The organism is Streptomyces sp. NBC_00271 (assembly GCF_036178845.1).
Lineage (GTDB): Bacteria > Actinomycetota > Actinomycetes > Streptomycetales > Streptomycetaceae > Streptomyces.
Map to the genome: position 1 here is coordinate 10881214 of NZ_CP108070.1, position 23478 is coordinate 10904691.

The 23478-nt window shown below is 71.0% G+C and carries 21 protein-coding genes and 1 pseudogene; 11 read left to right on the forward strand and 11 right to left on the reverse strand.

Annotated elements, in window-relative coordinates:
• Positions 1–45: 45 nt before the first annotated feature.
• A complete protein-coding gene (locus OG798_RS49560) occupies positions 46–1806 on the forward strand; it encodes a sensor histidine kinase (RefSeq protein WP_328759469.1) in 1761 nt (586 codons plus the stop codon).
• Between the two features lie 95 nt (positions 1807–1901).
• Here the strand turns inward: OG798_RS49560 and OG798_RS49565 are convergent, their stop codons facing one another.
• The 3 genes from OG798_RS49565 to OG798_RS49575 form a co-directional block, all read right to left on the reverse strand.
• Positions 1902–2603, reverse strand: a complete 702-nt coding sequence (locus OG798_RS49565) for a response regulator transcription factor (RefSeq protein ID WP_328759470.1) — start codon at positions 2601–2603, stop codon at positions 1902–1904.
• Positions 2604–2737: 134 nt separating this feature from the next.
• Complete coding sequence (locus tag OG798_RS49570) at positions 2738–3400, reverse strand: CBS domain-containing protein (RefSeq protein WP_143604488.1); 663 nt, start codon at positions 3398–3400, stop codon at positions 2738–2740.
• 28 nt (positions 3401–3428) lie between these two features.
• A complete protein-coding gene (locus OG798_RS49575) occupies positions 3429–3869 on the reverse strand; it encodes a Crp/Fnr family transcriptional regulator (RefSeq protein ID WP_328759471.1) in 441 nt (146 codons plus the stop codon).
• 221 nt (positions 3870–4090) lie between these two features.
• On the opposite strand from OG798_RS49575, the gene OG798_RS49580 reads away from it, so the two are divergent.
• From OG798_RS49580 to OG798_RS49595, 4 genes are all read left to right on the forward strand, one after another.
• A complete protein-coding gene (locus tag OG798_RS49580; RefSeq protein ID WP_328759472.1) occupies positions 4091–4999 on the forward strand; it encodes a universal stress protein in 909 nt (302 codons plus the stop codon).
• A gap of 21 nt (positions 5000–5020) precedes the next feature.
• On the forward strand, positions 5021–7651 hold the full coding sequence (gene ppdK, locus OG798_RS49585) for a pyruvate, phosphate dikinase (protein ID WP_328759473.1): 2631 nt from the start codon (positions 5021–5023) through the stop codon (positions 7649–7651).
• A gap of 28 nt (positions 7652–7679) precedes the next feature.
• Positions 7680–8498, forward strand: coding sequence for a universal stress protein (locus OG798_RS49590; protein WP_328759474.1), 819 nt, complete (start codon positions 7680–7682; stop codon positions 8496–8498).
• Positions 8499–8626: 128 nt separating this feature from the next.
• Positions 8627–9508, forward strand: a complete 882-nt coding sequence (locus OG798_RS49595; RefSeq protein WP_328759475.1) for a universal stress protein — start codon at positions 8627–8629, stop codon at positions 9506–9508.
• Positions 9509–9765: 257 nt separating this feature from the next.
• Here the strand turns inward: OG798_RS49595 and OG798_RS49600 are convergent, their stop codons facing one another.
• Both OG798_RS49600 and OG798_RS56825 read right to left on the reverse strand, forming a co-directional pair.
• Entirely contained in the window at positions 9766–10641 is an 876-nt protein-coding gene (locus OG798_RS49600) for a universal stress protein (RefSeq protein WP_328760188.1), read from the reverse strand.
• 132 nt (positions 10642–10773) lie between these two features.
• Positions 10774–11141, reverse strand: a pseudogene (locus OG798_RS56825) (DUF1918 domain-containing protein); the annotation flags it as partial.
• 116 nt (positions 11142–11257) lie between these two features.
• On the opposite strand from OG798_RS56825, the gene OG798_RS49605 reads away from it, so the two are divergent.
• Positions 11258–11932 (forward strand): CBS domain-containing protein, encoded by a 675-nt coding sequence (locus OG798_RS49605; RefSeq protein ID WP_328759476.1) that lies wholly within the window; start codon positions 11258–11260, stop codon positions 11930–11932.
• 455 nt (positions 11933–12387) lie between these two features.
• On the opposite strand, the gene OG798_RS49610 is transcribed toward OG798_RS49605, so the two are convergent.
• The 6 genes from OG798_RS49610 to OG798_RS49635 all read right to left on the reverse strand — a co-directional run bounded on the left by OG798_RS49610 (position 12388) and on the right by OG798_RS49635 (position 18549).
• Positions 12388–12663, reverse strand: a complete 276-nt coding sequence (locus OG798_RS49610; protein ID WP_328759477.1) for an acyl carrier protein — start codon at positions 12661–12663, stop codon at positions 12388–12390.
• A 5-nt stretch (positions 12664–12668) separates the two neighbouring features.
• On the reverse strand, positions 12669–14225 hold the full coding sequence (locus OG798_RS49615; RefSeq protein WP_328759478.1) for a 2-oxo acid dehydrogenase subunit E2: 1557 nt from the start codon (positions 14223–14225) through the stop codon (positions 12669–12671).
• Between the two features lies 1 nt (position 14226).
• The gene (locus tag OG798_RS49620; protein ID WP_328759479.1) at positions 14227–15306 is read right to left on the reverse strand and encodes an alpha-ketoacid dehydrogenase subunit beta; all 1080 of its coding nucleotides are present in this window, start codon (positions 15304–15306) and stop codon (positions 14227–14229) included.
• Positions 15303–16241, reverse strand: a complete 939-nt coding sequence (gene pdhA, locus OG798_RS49625) for a pyruvate dehydrogenase (acetyl-transferring) E1 component subunit alpha (RefSeq protein WP_443054232.1) — start codon at positions 16239–16241, stop codon at positions 15303–15305. Before pdhA ends, OG798_RS49620 begins: the two co-directional genes overlap by 4 nt.
• A 92-nt stretch (positions 16242–16333) precedes the next feature.
• The gene (gene acsA / locus OG798_RS49630; RefSeq protein WP_328759481.1) at positions 16334–18163 is read right to left on the reverse strand and encodes an acetate--CoA ligase; all 1830 of its coding nucleotides are present in this window, start codon (positions 18161–18163) and stop codon (positions 16334–16336) included.
• Positions 18164–18339: 176 nt separating this feature from the next.
• A complete protein-coding gene (locus tag OG798_RS49635; protein ID WP_328759482.1) occupies positions 18340–18549 on the reverse strand; it encodes a hypothetical protein in 210 nt (69 codons plus the stop codon).
• A 133-nt stretch (positions 18550–18682) separates the two neighbouring features.
• On the opposite strand from OG798_RS49635, the gene OG798_RS49640 reads away from it, so the two are divergent.
• The 5 genes from OG798_RS49640 to OG798_RS49660 all read left to right on the forward strand — a co-directional run bounded on the left by OG798_RS49640 (position 18683) and on the right by OG798_RS49660 (position 23434).
• A complete protein-coding gene (locus OG798_RS49640; RefSeq protein WP_328759483.1) occupies positions 18683–19861 on the forward strand; it encodes a 4Fe-4S dicluster domain-containing protein in 1179 nt (392 codons plus the stop codon).
• A 61-nt stretch (positions 19862–19922) separates the two neighbouring features.
• On the forward strand, positions 19923–20741 hold the full coding sequence (locus OG798_RS49645; protein ID WP_328759484.1) for an FAD/NAD(P)-binding protein: 819 nt from the start codon (positions 19923–19925) through the stop codon (positions 20739–20741).
• 1 nt (position 20742) lies between these two features.
• On the forward strand, positions 20743–21621 hold the full coding sequence (locus OG798_RS49650) for an oxidoreductase (protein ID WP_328759486.1): 879 nt from the start codon (positions 20743–20745) through the stop codon (positions 21619–21621).
• Positions 21618–22964, forward strand: coding sequence for a Ni/Fe hydrogenase subunit alpha (locus tag OG798_RS49655; RefSeq protein ID WP_328759487.1), 1347 nt, complete (start codon positions 21618–21620; stop codon positions 22962–22964). The genes OG798_RS49650 and OG798_RS49655 overlap by 4 nt, the downstream gene beginning before the upstream one ends.
• A complete protein-coding gene (locus OG798_RS49660) occupies positions 22961–23434 on the forward strand; it encodes a hydrogenase maturation protease (protein WP_328759488.1) in 474 nt (157 codons plus the stop codon). Before OG798_RS49655 ends, OG798_RS49660 begins: the two co-directional genes overlap by 4 nt.
• Positions 23435–23478 lie beyond the last annotated feature (44 nt).

The following is a 23478-nucleotide window of genomic DNA, read 5'->3' on the forward strand; positions in this document are numbered from 1 at the left end:
CGAACTGGTGCGCGGCCTTGTCCGCTTGATGGGCCGGAGGAAGCGATGGGCGCGGATACGCGTGGGGGATCCGAGCAGCATCTGCCCAAGCTCCGCCTCGACGAACTGCTGGGCGAGCTGCAGGTGCGCATCGACGCCGTCCGAGGCACCCGGGACCGCCTGCACAGCCTGCTGGAGGCCGTCCTGTCCGTCGGACGGGAGCTGGACCTGCCCCAGGTGCTGCGCAGCATCGTCGAGGCCGCGGTGGTCCTGGTGGACGCCGAGTACGGCGCCCTGGGTGTGATCGGCGGCGACCGGAAGCTGTCCGCGTTCATCACCGTCGGCATCGACGAGGAGCGGCGGTCCGAGATCGGGGCGCTGCCCAGCGGGCACGGGCTCCTCGGAGAGCTGATCCGGCACCCGGTGCCCCTGAGGCTGCCGGAGCTCTCCGAGCACCCCGAGTCGTACGGCTTCCCCGCCCACCATCCGCCGATGCACTCCTTCCTCGGCGTACCGATCCGGGTGCGCGACGAGGTTTTCGGGAACCTCTACCTCACCGAGAAGCGCAACGAGCGGGAGTTCGACGCGGAGGACGAGTCCGTGCTGTCGACGCTGGCCGTGGCCGCCGGCGTCGCCATCGAGAACGCACGGCTGTACGAGGAGACCAGGCTTCGCGAACGCTGGCAGCGGGCCAGCGGGAAAGTCACCAGCATCCTGCTCACCGGCGCGCCGAGCGCGGAGGTGCTGGAACTCATCGTCGACGAGGCCCGGAAGATCGTCTCCGCGGACATGGGCATGATCGCGGAGAGCGTACTGGGCGAGGAGGCGCTGCGGCCCGCGCTGGCCGTCGGGCTCGGCGCGGAGCAGCGCGGCGGCCTGGTGATGTCGGCCCGGGACGGCTTCGTCGGAGCCGCGCTGAGCTCCGCGGAGCCTGTGGTCAGCGCCGACATCGCACACGACGCCCGTGCGGGCGAGGGCGAAGCCCAGTGGGCCGAGCTCGGACCCGTCGTGGCGGTGCCGCTCGGTACCAGCGGGAAGGCTCGGGGCGTGCTGCTGCTCGGGCGGGTCCAGGGCGGCGCACCCTTCGGGCATGTGGACACCGGACCACTGCTCGGGTTCGCCGACCAGGCCGCACTGGCACTGGAGCTGGCCGAGCGACGGCGGGACGCGGAACAGATCGCCCTGCTCCAGGACCGCGACCGCATCGCCCGGGACCTGCACGACCTCGCCATCCAGCGGCTCTTCGCGGCCGGCATGACACTGCAGAGCGCCCAGCGCTTCATGGAGCATGCCGAGGGCATGGAGCGACTGACACGGACCGTCGACGACCTCGACGACACCATCAAGATCATCCGGTCCACGATCTTCGGCCTGCGGACGCACGGCGGGGCCGGCCGGGAGGGCAACGGCCTGCGCGGCCGGGTCTCCGAGGCGGTCACGGCCGCGACCACGTCGTTCGGGTTCGCGCCCGCGCTGCGGATCGAGGGGCTCGTCGAGACCGATGTTCCCGGGGACGTCGCCGACCACGCCGTCGCGGTGCTCGGTGAAGCGCTGAGCAATGCGGCCCGGCACTCCGGAGCGCACGCCGTCGACGTCCGACTCCAGTGCTCCGGGGGCGAGTTGACGCTCACCGTGACGGACGACGGCTGCGGGGTGTCGGGTGACGTACGGCGCAGCGGGCTGAAGAACATGGAGGAGCGGGCCGTCGTCCTCGGGGGCGTACTGACGCTCGGCGAGCGGCCCGAGGGCGGTGGCACGCGGCTGGTGTGGCGGGTACCGGTGGGCGCACCCAGCGCGGGTCCGGGGCCCGGTCCCGCGAACGGCTGAGACTGCCGGTGACCTTGTGCGTCCGGTGTCCGTCGGCTGCGGGTGACGGGGGCTGGTCGCGCAGGTCACCGCGCCCCTGAAGGGCGCTCCCGGGGTCAGCGAGTCTGGTGGTCGGCGGTGTCGGGGTGCTCCAACTGGCTGGCCAGGACCGCCGCCTGGACCCTGCGCTGGACGCCTAGTTTGGCCAGCAGCCGGGAGATGTGGTTCTTCACCGTCTTCTCGGACAGGTAGAGCTTCTTGCCGATCTCACGGTTGGTGAGCCCGTCCCCGATCAGCGTGAGGATGTCGCGCTCGCGGGGCGAGAGGCCGGCGAGTTCGGGAGCGAGTGCCGGGGCCTCGGTGGGGTCCGCGCGCAGGGACCGCATGAGCCGGGCCGTCGTCGTGGGGTCCAGCATCGACTGGCCGGAAGCCACGGTGCGGACCGCCGCGACCAGGTCGGAGCCCTTGATCTGCTTGAGCACGTACCCCGAGGCTCCGGCCATGATCGCGTCGAGCAGGGCTTCCTCGTCGTCGAACGACGTCAGCATCAGACAGGCCAGCTCCGGCATCTGGCTGCGCAGCTCCCGGCAGACGCTGATCCCGTCGCCGTCCGGCAGGCGTACGTCCAGGACGGCCACGTCGGGCCGCAGCGCCGGGCCGCGCACCAGCGCGTGCTCGACGCTGCCCGCGTCGCCGACCACCGAGATGTCCGGCTCGGCTTCCAGGAGATCGGCCAGACCGCGGCGCACCACCTCGTGGTCGTCCAGCAGGAAGACCCGGATGGGGTTCCGTTCCGTGAAGGTGCGCGCCTCGGCCATGAGGACCCCTTGTTCAGTTTCAGTGGTGGATTGCGGACCACGAGCGGGTTGTGACGACGATCATCACGCTCCGGGGCCGAACGCACTAGGGCCGACCGGCCCAACTTGAGAGCGGTCCTGGAATCGACCGCCGGTCACCGCTCCTGCTGCCCGGACGGCCCTGTCAGTTCGAACTCGACGTCCACCACACCTTCGACGGACCGCACCAGGCGCGCGGCCACGGGCACCAACGAGGTGTCCCGGACACGCCCGGTGAGGGTGACGACCCCGTCCTGCACCTGTACCCGCACGGGTGCCGACGGCGCACGGAACAGATACGACACCACTTCGCGGCGCACCTCCTCGGCGATGTCCTCGTCGCCCCGCAGGAACACCTTCAGAAGGTCGCCGCGGCTGACGACGCCTTCCAGCAGGCCCATGTCGTCGACGACGGGGAGTCGCTTGACCTTGGCGTGCGCCATGGTCCGTGCGGCCTGCGCGAGAGTCGCGTTCGCCTGGACGGTGACGGCCGGGGCCGTCATCAGGTCCTCGGCGGTCACGGCGCCGGCCTTGGCGAGATCGGACAGTCGCCGCAGCTGCGTGTGCCGGTCCGGATCACTGTCGCGGAACTCCTCCTTGGGGAGCAGATCGGCCTCCGAGACCACGCCGATCACCCGGCCCTCGCCCTCCAGGACGGGCAGTGCGCTGACCTTCCACTGCTCCATCAACTGCACGATCTCTTTGAAGTTGGCCTTCCGGCCGATGGCGGCGACGGTGTGGGTCATCACGTCGCTGACGATGTGCGGGGTGCCGTGCACGGTGCCTCCTCGGTGGATTGCGACGTGGTCAGCTGAGACTTCCGCTGCCGTAGGGCGCGTACATGTCCAACAGCCGGGTCCTGGCCGATCGCAGTCGGCGGGCGACCGTGTCTCCCACCCACTGACTCACGGCCATTCCCAGCGCCGGATCGGCCTGACACATCTCGCGGACGGCTTCGGCGTCGAACTCGTACGCGCGCACCGGACTCGTGGCCTCGGCGCCCAGGTGCCAGGTGTGCGGTCCGAACAGCCAGGACCAGCCGACGAGTTCGTTGTGCCCGACGGTCTCGATGAGGGCCGCGCGGCGGCCGGGCACGCGCATGTCGAGGGCCACCGTGCCGGTACGGATGATCCAGAACCGGTCCGCTCGCCGGCCCTCCTCGAACAGGCGGGTTCCCAGCGGGAACGACACCTCCCGGGCGACGTGCATCAGCCGCTCGCCGTGCTCGGCGGGCAATGCCCGCAACATGCTGGAAGTGGGGAAGCGTTCATGATCGTGTCCTCTTCCTCGAGCTCCTCTTCCAGGAGCGCGACCCTGCCACCTCCAATCTCTGCTCCCGCCCCCCCTTCCACCATGGGCCGAAGGGCCCCTCGGAAGGGCCTGCCCGGCCCCTGCACCCGGGCACGGCCCGGTATCAGGCTCGATGGGAGAAGAGGAATCCACCGGCATGCACGCAGGAGGTGCGGACCATGCTTCGACACGTCGCCGCGGGGATCGACGGTTCTCCCGAAGGCCTGGCCGCCGCGCACTGGGCGGCCAGGGAAGCCATGCGCCGGGGTACGGCGCTGCGCCTGGTGCACGCCTGGGAGTGGCAGCCGCGGCCGGCCCCGAGCGTCCCCGCGGACATGTCGCAGCGGTCCTGGGCCGAGGACATGCTGGCACAGACGTCGGACAGCATGCGCGCCGCACACTTCGGCCTGCAGGTCATCACCCACTCGGTCGCCGATGCACCGGTCGGGGCCATGCTCGCGGCGGCCGAAGAGGCCGATCTGCTGGTCCTCGGCTCCCGCGGGATCAGCGGCGTCGCGGGCTTCCTGACCGGATCCGTGTCACAGCGCGTGGTCGCCAGGTCACTGCGCCCCGTGGTGCTGGTGCGGGCGGGGGAGTGCACCGCAGACGAGCACTTCTCGGCGGTGGACGGAATCTCCCCCGACGAGATACCCGAGACCCCGTACCGCGAGGTCGTGCTCGGCCTCGACACGGCCCGGCCGTGCGACGAACTGATCGAGTTCGCCTTCGACGCCGCCCGACGCCGTGCCACCCCGCTGCGCGTGGTCCATGTCTTCAGCGGTCCGCCCGCCTACGCGGCGATCGACAGGCTCGCCCCCGAGAACGGCCCCGAGCTGCTCGCCGAGCACGAGGGGGCCGTGGTCGCGACGCTTCGTCCCTGGTGCGAGAAGTTCCCCGAGGTCGCCGTGGCCGAGACCGTCACCGAAGGGCGGGCGGCCGGCGAGCTGATCCACGCTTCGGCCGGCGCCGCCCTTCTCGTGGTGGGTCGCAGGGTGCGCGAGACCCGGCTCGGCACCCACCTCGGCTCCGTCGCGCACGCCGTACTGCACCATGCGCCGTGCCCCGTCGCCGTCGTCCCGCACGCCTGAACAGCCCGGAGGATGAGACAGATGGCCGACTACGTGTACGAGTTCTCCCAGGGCGGCCGTGACATGGCGGACCTGCTCGGCGGCAAGGGAGCCAACCTGGCGGAGATGACCCGGCTGGGACTGCCGGTACCGCCCGGCTTCACCGTCACCACCGATGCCTGTCGGGAGTACCTGGCCACCGGCGAGGAGCCGGGAGAACTGGCCGCCCAGGTCGCGCACGCACTGGTGGAGCTGGAACGAGGCACCGGACGCGAGCTGGGCGGCCGTGACAACCCCCTGCTGCTGTCCGTGCGTTCGGGCAGCAAGTTCTCGATGCCCGGGATGATGGAGACGATCCTGGACATCGGCCTCGGCGACGCATCCGTCCTCGGACTCGCCAAGGCCACCGGCAGCGAGCGCTTCGCATGGGATTCGTACCGCCGCCTCCTCCAGATGTACGGCCGCACGGTGCTCGGCATCGCCCCGGAACTGTTCGACCGGCGCGGGAGCACCGACGACCCCGCCCGGCTCGTCGAGGACTACAAGCAGGTGATCCGGGACGCGACGGGAGAGGAGTTCCCGCAGGACCCCGGCGCGCAGCTGTACCGCTCGATCCGGGCGGTCTTCCGCTCCTGGAACAGCGAGCGCGCCCGCCTCTACCGCCGCCGCGAACACATATCCGACGACCTGGGCACCGCCGTCAACATCCAGGTCATGGTGTTCGGCAACCTCGGTCCGGACTCCGGCACGGGAGTCGCCTTCACGCGCGACCCGGCCACCGGCGCCCGTGGTGTGTACGGCGACTACCTGCAGGACGCCCAGGGCGAGGACGTCGTGGCCGGCATCCGCAACGCCGTGCCACTCGCCGAACTGGAACGGCTCGACCCGTTCTCGTACCGGCAACTCATCGACCACATGAGCACGTTGGAACACCACTACCGCGACCTGTGCGACATCGAGTTCACCATCGAGCGGGGCACGCTCTGGATGCTCCAGACCCGGGTCGGCAAGCGCACCGCCGAGGCCGCCTTCCGTATCGCCGAGGCACTCGTCGACGAGGAACTGATCGGCGAGGACGAAGCGCTCGCCCGGGTCTCGGGCGCACAGCTCGCCCGCCTGATGTTCCCCCGCTTCGAAGCACACGTCGAGACGAAGCCGCTCGCCCACGGCGTCCCCGCATCCCCGGGCGCCGCAGTCGGAGCGATCGCCTTCGACTCGGCCGAGGCGGTGCGGCGCGCCGCGACGGGGGAGAAGGTGATCCTCGTGCGCCGGGAGACCACCCCCGACGACCTGCCCGGGATGGTCGCGGCCGAGGCCGTGCTCACCAGCCGTGGCGGCAAGACCAGCCACGCGGCCGTGGTGGCGCGCGGCATGGGCAAGGTGTGCGTGTGCGGCGCCGAGGAACTCACGGTGGACGTCGAGGCACGGACGCTCACCGCACCCGACCGGACCGTGCTCGCCGAAGGCACGGTGCTCTCCGTGGACGGCACGGCGGGCACGGTCCACCTCGGGGCACTGCCGCTGACCGACTCGCCGGTGGGCCGCTTCCTGGACACCGGGGAACGCGACGGGGTACTGACCGAGGCCGTGGCCCGCACTCTCGAACACGCCGACTCCGTAAGCCGCCTGGGGGTGCGTGCCAACGCCGACACCCCCGAGGACGCGGCCCGCGCCCGCCGTTACGGAGCCGAGGGGATCGGCCTGTGCCGCACCGAGCACATGTTCCTCGGCGAGCGGCGCGCCCTGGTCGAGGCGATGATCCTCGCCGAGGACGAGACCGGGCGGCGCGCCGCCCTGGACGAGCTGCTGCCGCTCCAGCGGGCCGACTTCGCCGGCATCCTGGCCGCGATGGACGGGCTGCCGGTGACGATCCGGCTGATCGACCCACCGCTGCACGAGTTCCTGCCCGACCGCACCGAACTCGCCGTCCGTGTCGCCACCCACCCCACCGCGCACGACCGGCGCCTGCTGGCCGCCGTGGAGCGCATGCACGAGAACAACCCGATGCTCGGGCTGCGCGGCGTGCGCCTCGGACTCGTCGTCCCCGGGCTGGTCGAGATGCAGGTACGGGCGATCGCCGAAGCCGTCGTGGAGCGGCTGCGGGACGGGGGCGACCCCCGGGCCGAGATCATGGTTCCGCTGGTGGGCACGGTCGAGGAGCTGCGGATCGTACGGGCGGCAGCGGAGCGCGTACTCGCCGAGGTGTCGAAGGCTTCCGGATTCACGGTCGACTGTCCCATCGGCACGATGATCGAACTGCCCCGTGCCGCGCTGACCGCCGGCCGGATCGCCGAGGCCGCCGATTTCTTCTCCTTCGGCACCAACGATCTGACGCAGACGGCGTGGGGACTGTCCCGTGACGACGTGGAGGCGTCCTTCTTCCCCGCCTACCTCGCCCAGGGCGTCTTCGCCACCTCGCCCTTCGAGACCCTCGACCGGGACGGCGTCGGCCGACTGGTCCGGATCGCCGTCGAGGAGGGCCGCGCGACGAACCCGACCCTGAAGATCGGCGTCTGCGGCGAACACGGCGGCGACCCGGACTCCATCCACTTCTTCCACGACACCGGCCTCGACTACGTCTCCTGCTCGCCGTTCCGTGTTCCCGCCGCCCGCCTGGAAGCTGGCCGCGCGGCACTGGCGAACCGGGCCGACGGGGCGTCCGCGGCCACCTAGACAACACCGACCAAGGGGAGGGAAAGACATGACCACCCGTCATGTGACCGTCGGCGTGGACGGCACGCTCATCGCCGTAAGGGCGCTGGACCGGGCCGCCGAGGAAGCGGTGCTGCGCGGCGCCCTGCTGGACATCGTGTACGCCGTGCCCGACCTCGACGAGGCCGGGCCGGTCCTGGCGTCCGCGGCGGCCCGGGTACGCCGGCGGCACCCCGGCCTGCCCGTCACGGCCTCCGCCTTCGAGGGCGGACCGGTCCAGGCGCTCGCTCAGCACGGCTGGGGCGCCGAACTCACCGTGGTCGGCACACGAGGGCTCGGCGGTGTCGCCGGCTTACTGTTCGGCTCGGTGAGCCTGCGGCTGGCCGCGCGGACGCGCGGTCCGCTGCTCGTCGTGCGGGGGAACCATCAGTCAGCCCGCCGCGGTGAGGTGGTGCTCGGCATGGAAAGTGACGCCGACGCGGATGCCGCGGCATACGCCTTCGCGGAGGCGGCGCGCCGCGGGGTCCGGCTGAGTGTGCTGGACGCCGCGGCCTCCCGGCGCCCGGCGCTCGCACCACCGGCCCTGGTTCCCGCGGATCGGGGGCGGGACGATGCCGTCGTGCGAGTACCGACCGAACAGGCTGTACCGCGCCGTGCGGTTGCCGGGCTGCGGCAGCGCTATCCCCAGGTCGAGGTGGAGTTCCGCACATGCGACTCCAGCCGGGTGCACTCGCTGCTGGAGGCGAGCCGCGAAGCCGCCGTCGTGGTGGTCGGTACCCACGGACACGCCCACCGCATCGGCCCCCAACCGGGCCCGGTCACCACCGCCCTGCTGCACCACTCCCACTGCCCGGTCGCGATCGTCTGAACGGACCCTCGCGGGAGAACGGGGCACGTACGGATGGGCCGTTCGGCCCCGGGCCGGGACCTGCGGCCCCTCCTGACGTGAGCCTGCCACCCGGAGACTGAGTCACATCCCCCTGAGGAGGTCCGCACATGTCCCGCAACGTCACCGTCGGTCTGGACGGTTCGCCCGAGAGTCTCGCAGCCGCAGACTGGGCCGCCCACGAGGCGCTGCTGCGCGACGCGCCCCTGCGCCTCGTGCACGCCTGGCAGTGGCAGCCCTACACGTACTCCCCGCTCGCGGGCGCCTCCGTGCCGCCCATGGACGACCCGCGGAGCGAGTGGGCCGAGCGCCTGCCGCGGGAGACCGCCGCCCGCCTTGCCGAACGCCACCCCGGCCTGCACATCTCTGCCGAGCGGATCCCGGAGCAGCCCGTCACCGCGCTGCTGGCCGCCGCCGAGGAGGCCGATCTCCTGGTACTCGGTTCCCGGGGCCTTGGCGGAGTCACCGGGTTCATCGTCGGCTCCGTGGCACTCGCCGTCGTGGCCAGGACCGAGCGACCGGTCGTCCTCGTACGTGCCGGTGAACGTGTCTCGGACGACCACCTGAAGGGCGGTGTCGTGCTCGGCCTCGACCTGGAGCGCCCGGACGGTTCCCTGATCGGTTTCGCGTTCGAAGCCGCGTCTCGGCGCGGTCGGAACCTTCGCGTCGTCCACGGATGGAGTCTGCCGTCCTCCTACGGCTACGGCGGAGCCTTCGACCTCGACCTCAACGCGGAGCTGCACGCGCAGATCCGGCACAACATGATCGAGGTACTGCGGCCCTGGCGGGAGAAGTTCCCCGGCGTCGAGGTGAACGAGCAGGCGGTGGTCGGCAGCGCGGGCTCCCACCTGGTCGACGCCTCCAGGGACGCGACACTGGTCGTGGTCGGGCGTCGCAACCGGCGTACGCCGGTCGGTCCGCACATCGGACCGGTGACGCAAGCGGTCCTGCACCATGCCGCCGCCCCGGTGGCGGTGGTGCCGCACGACTGACCGGGCACACGGTGGCGGTCAGGAGCGAGTGAGCCTGCGCCCGTGACTTCTGAAACACGTCCCGGCCGCGGATGGCGGTGGTCCAGGAGGGCGTGCGTGTGAGGGAAGAACCACGGGCCCCACGCTCCCGTGGCGCGGCGCACACGGAACCGGAGAAGCAGCCGGGTCGGGAGGTTGACGAGGTGTACCCATGGCCGAGAGTGCAGAGCGATTCAGGCAACTGTTCGGCAGCGGGGTCGTAGCCCGTGCGGTGACACTCAGACTGGCTGGGGGATGACGGCGACCGGGCATTCCGAGTGGTGCAGCAGGGTGTGGGCGACCCTGCCGAGTTGCAGACCGAAGCGACCGTGGCGGCGCAGGGCGCCGACGACGACCAGGTCGGCCTCGGCTGTCGCGTCCAGCAGGACGTGGTGGGCGGGGCCTTCGACCGTTTGGTGATGGATATCGACCCGGGGGTGTTCCTGCTCGATCTCGCGCAGGGCGTCGTCGATGCCGGCCGAGGCCCGCTCCTCGCGCAGCCGGGCGGCGTCGTCGGCGATCAGCATGTGGTCCACGGGCTCGTTGGCCGGGCTGCGCCAGGCTCGCACGGCCGTCAGGTCGCAGCCGCGCGCCTCGGCCTCGCGCACGGCGAACCGCACAGCGCTCGCGCTGCCTGTCGGGTCCCCGACCCCCACCACGACGCGGCCGAGTACTCCTTGGCGGTTGGGCTCCGCGCCCCGGACCACGATGACCGGGCACACGGCACGAGCCGCCACCGCGAGGCTGACCGACCCCAACAGCAGCCCGGCGATCTGGCCCCGCCCACGAACGCCTGTGACCAGGGCGAAGGCCTCGGGCCCCGCCTGCAGCAGCGCGGAAACGGCGTCGTCGGGCAGTACTTCGCCCGACGCCTTGACCGCGGGATTGCGCAACCGGGCACGCTCCACGCAGGAAGCGACGATGTGCTCCGCCATGACCTGCTCGGCAGGACGGTCGGTGCCGAAGGACGGCCGGACTCCCTCGTAGCGCTCCCACAGGGAGGCGTGGACCAGACGCAGCGGCAGCCCGCGCCGCGCCGCCTCGTCCACCGCCCAGTCGACCGCCAGCAGACTGGAGTCCGATCCGTCGATACCCACGACCAGTGGGAGTTCCATCATCGCCACCGCCTTCTCCGTCCGACTGTCGGGCGCCCCCTGTAAACACCGTCGCACCGTTCGCGAATCGCCGCGACACACCCACCGCCTCCCGGACCGGGCGGCCCGTCGGCTTGAGGTAGGTGAAGTGGTTGGGCGACATCCGGGCGCGGCGGGCTGTTTCCTGCCGGCTGATCCCGTGTCTCCGGCGCTCGGCGGCCACGCGTCGGCCGATGCCGACGGGGTTGGTTGCCCCGCTCGGTGGGGCAGGCGGAGACACGGCCGCCGCCTCAGCGGTGTCCTGCCGTGAGTGGTGCATGGCCTCGGGCTGTCCGTGTTCCAGGTGGTGGACGTGTGCGTCGGCCCGGGGGGACACGAGCGTCACCTCGTACGTGTCCGACCAGCGCACGTCGTAGGGGCGTTCCGTCCTCGTGATGCAGGCCGACGATCTCGCCGTCGCGCCTGGCGGCGTCGGTCGTCGGACCTTCGATGACGAGTTGGTCGCCGAGGTGAGCTCGCATGATCGCCGCCCTCTCCTCAGAATGGTGCTGTATCCAACCTGCCCCGCGGGACAGACCGCCGCACGGGCCGAGAGCTCCGCGTCCGCGAGGTGGGCGGTTCGCATCCGGGAGGCACCATGCACCACCGAACGGTCGATGAGCTCATGACGCGGGGCGTCGTCCGGGCTCGGCGTGACACGCCGTTCAAGGAGCTCGTCAGGCTCCTGGCGGAGAACGATGTCACTGCCGTGCCCGTGGTGGACGATCTCGACCGCCCCATGGGGGTGGTGTCCGAGGCCGACCTGCTGCGCAAGAGCGCCGATCAGGCCGATCCGTCGGGCAGGACCCCCGTTCCGCACCTGGAAGCCTGGGAGCGGGCCAAGGCCGAGGGCTCCCGCGCCGAGGAACTCATGTCGGCCCCGGCGGTGTGCGCGCGCCCGGAGTGGAGCGTTGTCGAGGCTGCCCGCCTCATGGAGGCCCAGCACGTCAAACGGCTGCCCGTGGTGGATGAGGCGGACCGGCTCCTGGGCATCGTCAGCCGTGGTGATCTGCTGCGGATCTTCCTGCGCCGTGACGACGCCATCCGTGAGGAGATCACCGGCGACCTGCTGCGGCACACCATGGGGATCGATCCGACGGAGGTGACGGTCGAGGTACGAGACGGGCGGGTTGCCCTCGGTGGCACCGTGGAGTACAGGGGTCTGATCCCTGTGATTGAACAATTGTGCCGCGGCGTCGATGGTGTCGTCTCGGTCGCCAGCCACATCGCCTATCGCACGGACGACGCTCGGCGTCCCTCCAGCGGCGCCTGACCGGGGGTGTCATGGATGGTCAGCTTTGAACCCACCGGGGTTCACGTGAGCCACCAGCGACCTGACGGGTGCTCGGCTGAGGCGCACCCATGCCATGGATGGCGCGGTCGGCGATGTTCAGAAGCTGCTGAGCGAGATATGGAGGACGCCTGCAAGGTGTTCGCACACGGCACCACCAACAGGAGCCCTGAAAGTGGTGCTGCGCCGCGAGTGAATCCATCTGCTGGACACAGCGGCCAGGGGTTGCTGCTCGGCTCGGTCGGCCAGGCCCGATCGCGGCTGCATTGTGAGTGGCCCGCTGTCGCTGAAGTCCATACAGCCGGTCGAGGCCGACAAGCAGCACCCGACCTGGGGGTTCGCCAGCACGTAGATCTGGACGTCGCTGTAAAGCGTGTGCCCCCCTTTTCCAAATCGGTACCGGGCGCCGGAACCGCGGCACAGGCGGTCCCGGCGACTCACCGCGCCGAGCTGGCACTGTCCTGCGACCTGGCGACCAGGAACCGCGTGGCAGCGGACAGCGTGGTCAGTTCCGGGTAGTCCTCCTCGTCGATCCGGATTCCCGTGCGCTCGGACAGCAGCTCCACCAGGCTGAGGAAGTCGAGCGAATCGAGTTCGAGAACATCACGGAACTTGTCGTCCGGTTCGACCTGAGTGAAGTCCGCGTCGGGGATGATCTGGGTGATCGACTCCTTGACCACGGCCATGGCCTCAGCGTCGTCCAGGGGCTTCATCTGACTCACAACTCCTCCGGTTTCTGCAGCAGTCGGTCGACCGCCGTGAGGTAGCGGGCCCCGACGGCACCGTCCGTGGCCCGGTGGTCGGCGGCCAGAGTCGCGGTCACCAGGGGACGAACGCCGAGCATGCCGTTCGCGGCCCAGGGCCGCTCCACGACCGCGCCGAAGCCGACCAGGGCCACCTGGGGCGGATGGATGACACCGAAGACGGTCTCCACGCCCTGGTCACCGAGGTTGGTGACGGTCAGGGTGGCGCCGGTCATGTCGCTGCCGCGCAGCTTTCCCCTGCGGGCGCGCTGGACCAGGTCCTTGAGGATCGTCATGAGGGCGTCGGGCGGCAGCGTGTCGGCGCCGTGGATGACCGGCGCGAGCAGTCCGCCCTGTCGGAGCGACACCGCGACACCCAGGTTCACCGCGGGGCCGGGGACGAACCCGTCGTTCTGCCAGTAGCCGTTCAGGGTCGGTACCTGGTGCGCCGCCACGGCGGCGGCCTTCAACAGGAGAGCCGCAGGCACCAGACGGTCGGCGGGCGGGCGGCCGCGGTTGATCCGGCGCAGCCAGTCCCCGGCCGCTGCCAGGTCGATGGTGGTGGACAGGTAGTAGTGGGGGATCTCCCGTTTGGAGCGGCTCACGAGGTCGGCGACGGCACGGCGCATGGTGTCCTTACGCTGTTCCGCCCCGCTGTCGGTCGGCACCGCGATGTGCGGGTGCTGCTCGTCGTCCCGACGACGTTCGGCCGGCCCGCCCGGTTCGTGCCGCCCGGCGCGTGCGCCCACAGCCGTGTGCACGTCCGCCGCTCGCACGGCTCCGCCGTCCCCGGTGCCCTGCAGTGCCGTCAGATCGATGCCCAGGTCACGGGCGAGCCGCCGGGCGTATGGGGTAGCCCGCACCCTTGGCGCAAGAGGTGGCTGGGCGTGCTCCACGTCGGCACGGGTGATCCGTCCGCCTGGTCCTGTGCCGTGCAGTGTCGTCAGGTCGAGGCCCCGCAGCGCCGCGAGGTGCCGCACCAGGGGTCCGGCTCCCAGGGCCGACTCGGCCTCGGGGGACATCTCCGGCGGCGGGTGCGTGCGGCTGCCCGTTGCGCGTACGGGCTGCCCGGCGGACTTCTTCCGGGACTTCGTGCGTACTGGCTCCTGAACCGGCTTCCGCTCGCGGACTGCCTTCCGGCGAGACCGCGGACGCTCGTCGTGCGCAAGGGGCTCCTGTTCAGCCTTGGCGACCTTGGGCGCCCGGGCCGTCTCCCGTTGGGGAACTTCGGCGACCGTCTCGGCGGCCGGGGGGGAGCCCTGCTCCGCCGCGATCCTCGCCTGCTCCTCGGGTGCGCCCTCGCCTTGGATCACCGCGAGAGGTGTCCCCACCGGCACCCGGGTTCCCGGCGGGACGAGCAGCTGTCCCACGGTGCCGGACTCGAAACACTCGACCTCGATGGCCGCCTTGTCGGTTTCCACGACCGCCACGACATCGCCCTTGCGCACCCGGTCGCCAGGACCCACGAGCCACTCCTGCAACACGCCTTCGTCCATGTCCGCGCCGAGCGAGGGCATGGTGAACTCGGTCATCTCAGCCCGCCCTCCCGGTGACCGCCTGTCGTTCCCCATCGTCGGAACCGGTCGGCATGGGGCCGCCGACGGCGCGACGTGCGGCGGCGACGATTCCGCCGACCTGGGGCAGCGCGGCCTCCTCCAGCCTGTGCGCATACGGCATGGGCACTTCGGCGCTGCACACCCGCTCCACGGGGGCATCGAGGTCGTAGAAGTGCTGCTCGGTGAGGCGTGCCGAGATCTCCGCCGCGAGGCTGCCGGTGCGCCATCCCTCGTCGATGACGACCGCACGGTGGGTGCGCGCGACGGAGTCGCCGATGGTGGTGTCGTCCAGGGGGCGCAGGGTACGCAGGTCGACGACCTCCGCGCTGATGCCGTCGTTCGCCAGGTCGTCGGCGGCGGCGAGTGCCTTGGGCAGCGAGCCGCCGTAGGTGATCAGGGAGACGTCCGTGCCGGGGCGGTGGACGGCCGCGTGATCGATGTCGACCGGGCCCGTGTCGGCCGGCAGGTCGCCCGAGACGTTGTACAGGCTGCCGTGCTCGAAGATCAGCACGGGGTCGGGATCGGCGAGCGCGGGGGCCAGCATGTACCGGGCGTCGGTGAGGGTCGCCGGGGCCAGGACCCGCAGGCCGGGGATGTGCGCGTACCAGCCTTCCAGGCTGTGCGAGTGCTGGGCCGCCAGCTGCCGACCCGCACCCGTGGTCATCCGGATCACGATCGGTACCGACAGCTGACCGCCCGACATGTGCAGCAGGGTCGCCGCGTTGTTGAGGATCTGGTCCAGGGCCAACAGACTGAAGTTGACAGTCATGATCTCGACGATCGGCCGCATGCCGGCCAGGGCCGCGCCGATACCGGCGCCGACGAAGGCGGACTCCGACAGCGGGGCATCGCGGATCCGCTCGGGTCCGAACTCCTCCAGCAGGCCGAGGCTGACACCGAAGCAGCCGCCGTACCGGCCGACGTCCTCGCCCATCAGGAACACACGCTCGTCGGTGCGCATCGCCTCGCGCATCGCCTCGCGCATCGCCTCCCGATAGGTCGTCTTCCGGTCGGAGGAGGCGGCGGGCTTGGCGGTACGGGTGTGGGTCGCGGTCATGGCCGGCTCACCCCCACCGGACTGGTGACGTACTTCAGCAGATCCTCGACGGGCTCATCGGGAGCCTGCTCGGCAGCCTCGACGGCGCCGTCGATCTCGGCGGACAGACGGTCCTCCAGAGCGATGCGGGCCTTGTCGGACAGTTCCTTCGCATCTCGCAGGCGCCGGGCGAGCCCTTCGACCGGGTCGCGCTCCTTCCAGTGCTCGATCTCGGCCTTGTCGCGGTAACGGTCGGGGTCGTACATGGAGTGGGCGCGGAAGCGGTACGTGTGCATCTCCAGGAAGTGCGGTCCGGTCCCGGCACGCACGCCTTCGGCCGCCCGCCGGGCCGCGTCCTCGACGGCGAAGACGTCCATGCCGTCGACGGCCCAGGAGACCATGCCGTACCCGGCGGCCCGCAGCGCGAGGTCGGTCTGGGCCTGGTGGCGGGCCAGGGCCGTTCCCATTGCGTAAAGGTTGTTCTCGCAGACCAGCAGCAAGGGCAGTTCCCAGAGCGCGGCGAGGTTGGCGGTCTCGTGGAACTCGCCCTCGGCGAAGGCGCCGTCGCCGAAGAAGCAGCAGGTGACTCGGTCGCGGCCGGTCATACGGTCGGCGAGGGCGAGGCCGGCCGCGAGAGGGATCCCGCCGCCGACGATCGCGTTGCCGCCGTAGAAGCGGCGGCCGGCGTCGAACAGATGCATGGATCCGCCCCGGCCACGGCTGCAGCCGGTGACCTTGCCGAACATCTCGGCCATGATCGCCTCGGCCGGAACCCCACGCGCGAGTGCGTGCCCGTGCTCGCGGTACGTCGACACGACCGCGTCGGCGTCCGTGAGAGCCTCGTTGACGCCGACGGCCACGGCTTCCTCACCGATGTAGAGGTGCATGAAACCCCGGATACGGGCGGCGCTGTACAACTCCACGCAGCGTTCCTCGAACCGGCGGACGCGCAGCATCGACTCGAACAGGGCCAGGCGGTGCGCGGCTTGACGGTTCGGCCGGGTGGCGGGTCGCGGTGCGTGGGTGGTGCGGGCAGTGCTCATGCGGATTACTCCGTCCTCGCCAGGGAGGAGGCGTCCGGGGAGGAGTCGGCCTTCTCCAGAGTGGAGGTGTCGCCCTCGGGCAGGCCGAGTTCGCGTGCCCGCAGCAGGCGGCGCATGACCTTGCCACTGCGGGTGTGCGGCAGGTGCTGGTCGAAGGCGATCTCGCGTGGCGCCACGGCCGGGCCCAGCCGGCGTCTGGCGAAGGCCAGCAGTTCCTGCCGGGTTGTGGTGGTCGCGTCGAAGCCCGGCCGCAGCGCGACGAACGCCTTGACGATGTTCCCGGCGACCGGATCGGGTCGACCGATGACCCCGGCCTCGGCGACCGCAGGGTGCTCCATCAGGACACTCTCGACCTCGAACGGCCCGATGAGGTGTCCCGCCGACTTGATGACGTCGTCGGCGCGCCCCACGAACCAGTACCAGCCGTCAGCGTCGCGTCGCACCAGATCGCCGGTGAGGTACCAGCCGTCCGCGAAGGCCGCCGCAGTGCGTGGCTCGTCGTGCAGATAGCCGCGGAACATGGACGGCCAGCCGGGCCGGAGCGCCAGTTCGCCTTCCACGCCGGGCTCCTCCAGCACCGTGACCTGGCCGCCGATGATCTGCGCCCGACCGTCCTCGCCACGCCGCAGCACCGCCGCTTCCACACCGGGCAGCGGACGGCCCATGGAGCCGGGACGGAGGTCGCAGCCGGCAAAGTTGGCGATCATGATCGCGCCTGTCTCGGTCTGCCACCAATTGTCGTGCACCGGCAGCCCCAGCACGTCCCGTCCCCACACCACGGCCTCCGGGTTGAGCGGCTCGCCGACCGACGCGATGAACCGCAGCGCGCTCAGGTCGAACGAGCGAGGCAGGTCGTACGGTCCGGTCCTCGGCGTCGTCCGCATCAGCATGCGCAGGGCCGTCGGCGCCGTGTACCAGACACTCACCCGTTGCTCGGCGAGGATCCGGTACCAGCGACGGGCGTCGTAGTCGCCCTCGTCCACCACAACCGTCACGCCGTGCATGAGCGGTGCGACGATCCCGTAGGACATGCCGGTGACCCAACCCGGGTCGGCGGTGCACCAGAACACGTCGTCCTGGTGGAGGTCGAGGGCGTAGAGCGCGGACATGTAGTGGGCTACGGCGGCCTCGTGCACGTGCACTGCGCCCTTGGGGGTGCCTGTGGTGCCGCTCGTGAAGTGCAGCAGGGCCATGTCGTGGGGCGACGTGGGCGGGATGGTGAAGGTGTCGGCCGCTTCGGCCATCAGTGCGGCGAGGGGAACAGTGCCGGGCAGTTCATCGGCGCCCTCGCCGACGATCAGCACATGGCGCAGGGCGGCAAGCGCGCCGCGTCGCCCGGCGACCTTCCTGCGGTACAGCTCCGCCGTGGTGACCAGTACCTGCGCGTCGCTCAGCGTCACTCGCTGGGCGACCGGGTCCGGTCCGAAGGCGGAGAACAGCGGGCACAGAACGCTGGTGTTCTTCAACGTGCCGAGAACCACGGTGTACAGCTCGGGGCACCGCCCCAGCAGCGTCACCACCCGGTCGCCGTGACCGAGCCCGAGGGTACGGAGCACGTTGGCGAATCGTGCCGTCGAACGGGCCAGATCCGCGTAGGTCACGCAGGTCACGGAGTCGTCGCGCCCGACGCAGCGCAGCGCGACTGCTGTCGCACGGCTCGATGCCGCGTGCCGGTCAACGGCCTCGTGTGCGATGTTCAGTCCCCGCCCGCCGGGCAGCCCCTCCAGCCTGGCCCGTGCCTCTGACCACGAAAAGCCGGCACACTCCTCGTCGTAGTCACCCAGATTGGGGGCAATCCGAGGCGGAGTGTCCTTCCGGATCGTCTCCCACCGCATGCCAGCCCTCCTTCCTTCGGGCCTTCTTCAACCATCCGTCCGGGCCGCTCCGCCCGCACTGGGTCGAACGGCCCCCTTACGTGCCCGGACGGCTCAGGTCCACTGCCGCCGCCTGCCTGAGACGACGACCAGGCCGCGTTCCCGGGAGGCGTCGGGTATGGCGCTTCGGCTACGGCTCACGTCTGCTGGGAGCGGGCGCCATGGCGTCGCCACGCTTCGCACCGGCCGGCCTGCTGGTCGTCCACGGCCGTCATCGTGTCGTGTTCGACGGTGGCCTCGGGGCGCAGCCGCCCGAGGCCCGGGTGGACGTCCGGTTCGTCGCCGAGGAGCACGCCGAACCGCGATCCACCCTGCGCGGGGGCTGTCGGCTGCTCCCATGGGATCAACGGGACAAACGGACCAAAAAGGTGCCCACATGGCTCTATCGGCGCGTCGCCATACCGTAAATGCTGCGATCGTGGGCTTGAGAGGACGGCAAGACGCCAGCTCCGCCGTCCACGGCGCTGAAGGAGATCGGTCATGAGCACCGATGTCGATGCGAACGCCTTCCCGTCTGCCGCGACCGACGGGCTCGTGATGGGCAAGGACGGAATGGCCGCGCTCGTGGACGTGCTGATCGGACGCGGGTTCACGGTGATCGGCCCCACGGTGCGGGACAGTGCGATCGTACTGGCGGAGCTGCGGTCGGCCGACGAGTTGCCGTACGGATGGGGCGTGGAGCTGGAGGCCGGGCGGTACCGGTTGCGCGAGCGGTCCGACGGCGCGGCCTTCGCGAACGCGGCGGGCCCCCAGTCCTGGAAGTCGTTCCTGCATCCGGCGCGGGTGCGGGAGTGGAGCGCCGACCGGGTGGAGGGCGAGTTGGTCCTCACGGCCGACCAGGCCGTGCCTTCCCGGTACGCCTTCCTCGGCGTGCGTCCCTGTGACCTGCGGGCCATCGCCATCCAGGACCGGGTACTGACCGGTGGGGCGTACCGCGACCCCGTCTACGCGGGGCGGCGCTCCGGGGCACTGCTGATCGTGGTCGAGTGCACGGAGCCCGGCGCCACCTGCTTCTGCGTCTCGATGGGCACCGGACCCGCCGCCGGCCCCGGCTACGACTTGGTGATGACCGAAGTGGTCGATGAGGACGGGCACCGCTTCTGGATCCGCGGCGGCAGCCAGGAAGGTGCGGAGATCCTGGCCGAACTGCCCGCTCGTCCGGCGGACCCCGAAACCCGGGAGACGGCTCGCGCAGGTGTCACGGCCGCCGCGGACCGCATGGGACGGACCATGCCCGAGGCCGACCTGCGGGAACTGATGGCCGGAACACTCGACGCGCCCCGCTGGGACGACGTCGCCGGGCGGTGCCTGACCTGCGGAAACTGCACCATGGTGTGCCCCACCTGCTTCTGCACCACCACCGAGGACGTCACCGACCTCACCGGCGACCACGCGGAGCGGTGGCGGCTGTGGGACTCGTGCTTCGATCTGGACTTCTCCCACCTGCACGGCGGCCCGGTCCGTGCCTCGTCGCGCAGCCGCTACCGGCAGTGGATGACCCACAAGCTCGGTACCTGGCACGACCAGTTCGGATCGTCCGGCTGCGTGGGCTGCGGCCGCTGCATCGTGTGGTGCCCGGTCGGCATCGACATCACCGAGGAAGCCGCCGCCCTGCACGACTGGACACGGTCCGGGACATCGGATGGGGCGGCGTCGTGACCGGGCTCCCCGCCTCCCCGGACTCCGCTCCGGTCGAACGGCTGCTGGGAGGCGCGCCATCATGAGCACCGTGGCGCCCCCGCTGCCGTACCGCGTCGCTGACACCTGGGCCGAGACCGCCGACACCCGGTCGATCGAACTTGCGCCGGTCGGACGGGAACTCCCGTCCTTCGCACCGGGGCAGTTCGCGATGATCTACGCGTTCGGGGTCGGCGAGGTGCCCATCTCGGCCAGCGCCCTGCGCGGCCGCCACGGAGGTCTCGTGCACACCGTGCGCGCGGTGGGTGCGGTCTCGACCGCGCTGTACCGGATGCGCCCGGGCGACGCCCTCGGGCTCAGCGGGCCGTACGGTACCGGCTGGGACCTTGATGCGGCGGTCGGCCACGATGTGCTGGTGATCGCCGGCGGCATCGGGCTGGCTCCGCTCCGGCCGGTTGTGCAGGCAGTCCTGGACCGGCCTGCCGCGTACGGTCGGCTCGCGGTCCTGGTGGGCGCCCGTACCCCTGCCGATGTGGTCTACCGCGACGAGATCGAGAGCTGGCGCGGTCCGGCCCGGGTGGAGGTGACCGTCGACCGCCCCGCCCCGGGGTGGCACGGTGCGGTGGGTGTGGTCACCACGCTCCTGGACCGCCTCGACCTGCGGCCCGAACGGACCTGCGCGTTCGTGTGCGGGCCCGAGGTGATGATGCGGCACACCGCGCGCGCCCTCTTGGCCCGGGGCCTGGCCCCGCAGCGCGTTCAGGTGTCCTTGGAACGCAACATGCACTGCGCCACCGGCCATTGCGGTCACTGCCAACTCGGCCCGCTCCTCCTGTGCCGCGACGGACCGGTCGTCGGCTATGACCGCGTGGCACAACTGCTCCTCGTGAGGGAGTTGTGACATGGCCACCGACCCCGGACTCGCCACCGACCCACGGCCCACGCTCGCCGTGTGGAAATTCGCCTCCTGCGACGGCTGCCAGCTGACCCTGCTCGACTGCGAGGACGAACTCCTCGGCCTGACCGAGCGAGTACGGATCGACCACTTCCTGGAGATGACCCCGGTCGAAGGCGCCGGCGGGGAGCGCGCGCGGCCGGACGGCCGGGGCCCGTACGACCTCTCCCTGGTCGAAGGGTCGATCACCACCGCCGAGGACGCCGAGCGGATCCAGCACATCCGCAGGGTCTCCAGGTACCTGGTGACCATCGGAGCCTGCGCCACCGCGGGCGGCATCCAGGCACTGCGCAACTTCGCCGAGGTCGACGAGTTCCTCGCCGCGGTCTACGCCCAGCCCGAGTACATCTCGACGCTGGAGACCTCGACACCGATCTCGGCCCACGTCCCGGTCGATTTCGAGCTGCGCGGCTGCCCCATCGACCGCCGCCAGCTGCTCGAAGTCATCACCGCCCACCTGGCCGGACGCAAACCCCGGATCCCCAGCCACAGCGTCTGCTTCGAGTGCAAGAGGCGTGGCACCACCTGCATCACCGTGGCCCACGGCACCCCCTGTCTGGGCCCGGTCACGCACGCCGGTTGCGGCGCCATCTGCCCCGCCTACGGACGCGGGTGCTACGGATGCTTCGGACCCACGAGCCGGCCCAACCTGCGCTCCATGGTCGCGCAGTTGCGCCACGACGGGATGAGTGAGCGGGACATCCAGCGTGTCTTCCGTACCTTCAACGCCGCGTCGCCGGAATATGCCCCCGTACCCGACCTCGTGGCCGAGGAGCAGGACAGCCCTCGGGACACGACGGAAGCTCGCCCGGAAAGGCCCGCATGAACCATGGTGGAACCCGTGTCCTGCGACTGGACGCGCTGGCCAGGGTGGAAGGCGAGGCCGCCCTGCACCTACGTGTCGACGGGGGGACTGTCGTCGAGACGCGGCTGCGCATCTACGAACCGCCACGGTTCTTCGAGGCCTTCCTGACCGGCCGGGCCCATACCGAGCCCCCCGACATCACGGCTCGCATCTGCGGTATCTGCCCGGTCGCCTATCAGATGAGCGCCTGCCAGGCGATCGAGAACGCCTGCGGGGTCACGGTGGACGGCCCGCTCGCGGAACTGCGGCGCCTGCTGTACTGCGGCGAGTGGATCGAGAGTCACACCCTGCACATCTATCTGCTGCACGCTCCGGATTTCCTCGGCCATGCGGACGTAGTGGGGCTGGCCCGCGACCAACGTGCCGCCGTGGAGCGTGGCCTGAGGCTCAAGCAGGCCGGTAACGCGATCATCGAACAGCTCGGCGGCCGTCCCATCCACCCGGTCAACGTCCGAGTCGGCGGCTTCTACCGGACGCCGACGCCGCAGGAACTCCGCCCGTTGGCGGAACGACTCCGACAGGCCCGAGAGGACGCGCTGGAGACCGTCCGCTGGGTGGCCGCTTTCGACTTTCCCGACACCGTGTGCGACCACGACCTGCTCGCACTGCGCGACCCCGGCCGCTACGCCATCGACTCCGGAACACCGGCGGTCATGGCCGCCCACGGCGGAAGTCCGGCGTTGCGCGAGTTCACCCTGTCCGACTTCGAACAGCGCGTTCAGGAAGGGCAGGTGCCGTACTCCACTGCCCTGACCGCCACTCTCGACGGACGCCGCTTCCTGACCGGTCCGCTGGCGCGCTATGCGATCAACGGCCGGTGGCTGCATCCCGTGGCGGCCGAGGCGGCGCGGGCCGCCGGCCTGGGCGACCCCGCCGGCGGCGCGATCTGCGACAACCCCTTCCGAAGCATCGTCGTACGCGCCGTGGAGGTGGTGCACGCCGTCGAGGAAGCCCTGCGGATCATCGACGGGTACGAACAGCCTCTCCGACCGGCCGTCCAGGTACCGCCACGCAAGGCGGTCGGCGCCGGGGCCACCGAGGCGCCCCGGGGCCTGCTGTACCACCGCTACGTCCTCGCGGAGGACGGCACGCTCACCGAGGCCCGCATCGTTCCGCCCACGGCCCAGAACCAGACGGCCATCGAGGAGGACGTGCGCAGGGCGGTTCAGGCGCGCCTGAACAGGGTCGGGCCCGCCGCCGACGACGAGGAGCTCACCCACTTGTGCGAACGGGCCATCCGGAATCACGATCCCTGCATCTCCTGCGCCGCGCACTTCCTCGACCTGACGGTGGAGCGCAGATGAGCGGCCGGGTGCTGGTGATCGGTGTGGGCAATCCCCTGCGCGGTGACGACGGGATCGGCCCGGCAGTGGTGGAGGCACTGCGGGGCCGTGTTCCGCAGGACACCGTCCTGGTGGTCAGCGACGGTGAACCCGCACGCATGCTCGACCTGTGGCGGGGTGCGGACTCCGTGGTCGTCGTGGAAGCCCTGCGTGCAGAGCCGGCCCGGCCGGGTGAGGTGCGCACCCTGACACCGGTGGAAGCGGCCTGCCACGCACCGGGTACGGCGAGCACACATGCCTTCGGCCTGGGGGAGTGCCTCGCCCTGGCGGAGGCCCTGGACCAGCTGCCCCACAGGCTCGTCGTGCACGCCGTGGAGGTGGCCGACGTCGCACTCGGCGCGGGCCTGAGCGAAGCGGTGCGGTCGGCCCTTCCCGAACTGACCGACCGCGTTGCCGCCTCCGTCCGACAGGCATACGCACGGAACCACTAACGGTGGTTTCTCACACGAAGCTCCAGGCCCGGCAGGCGACGACG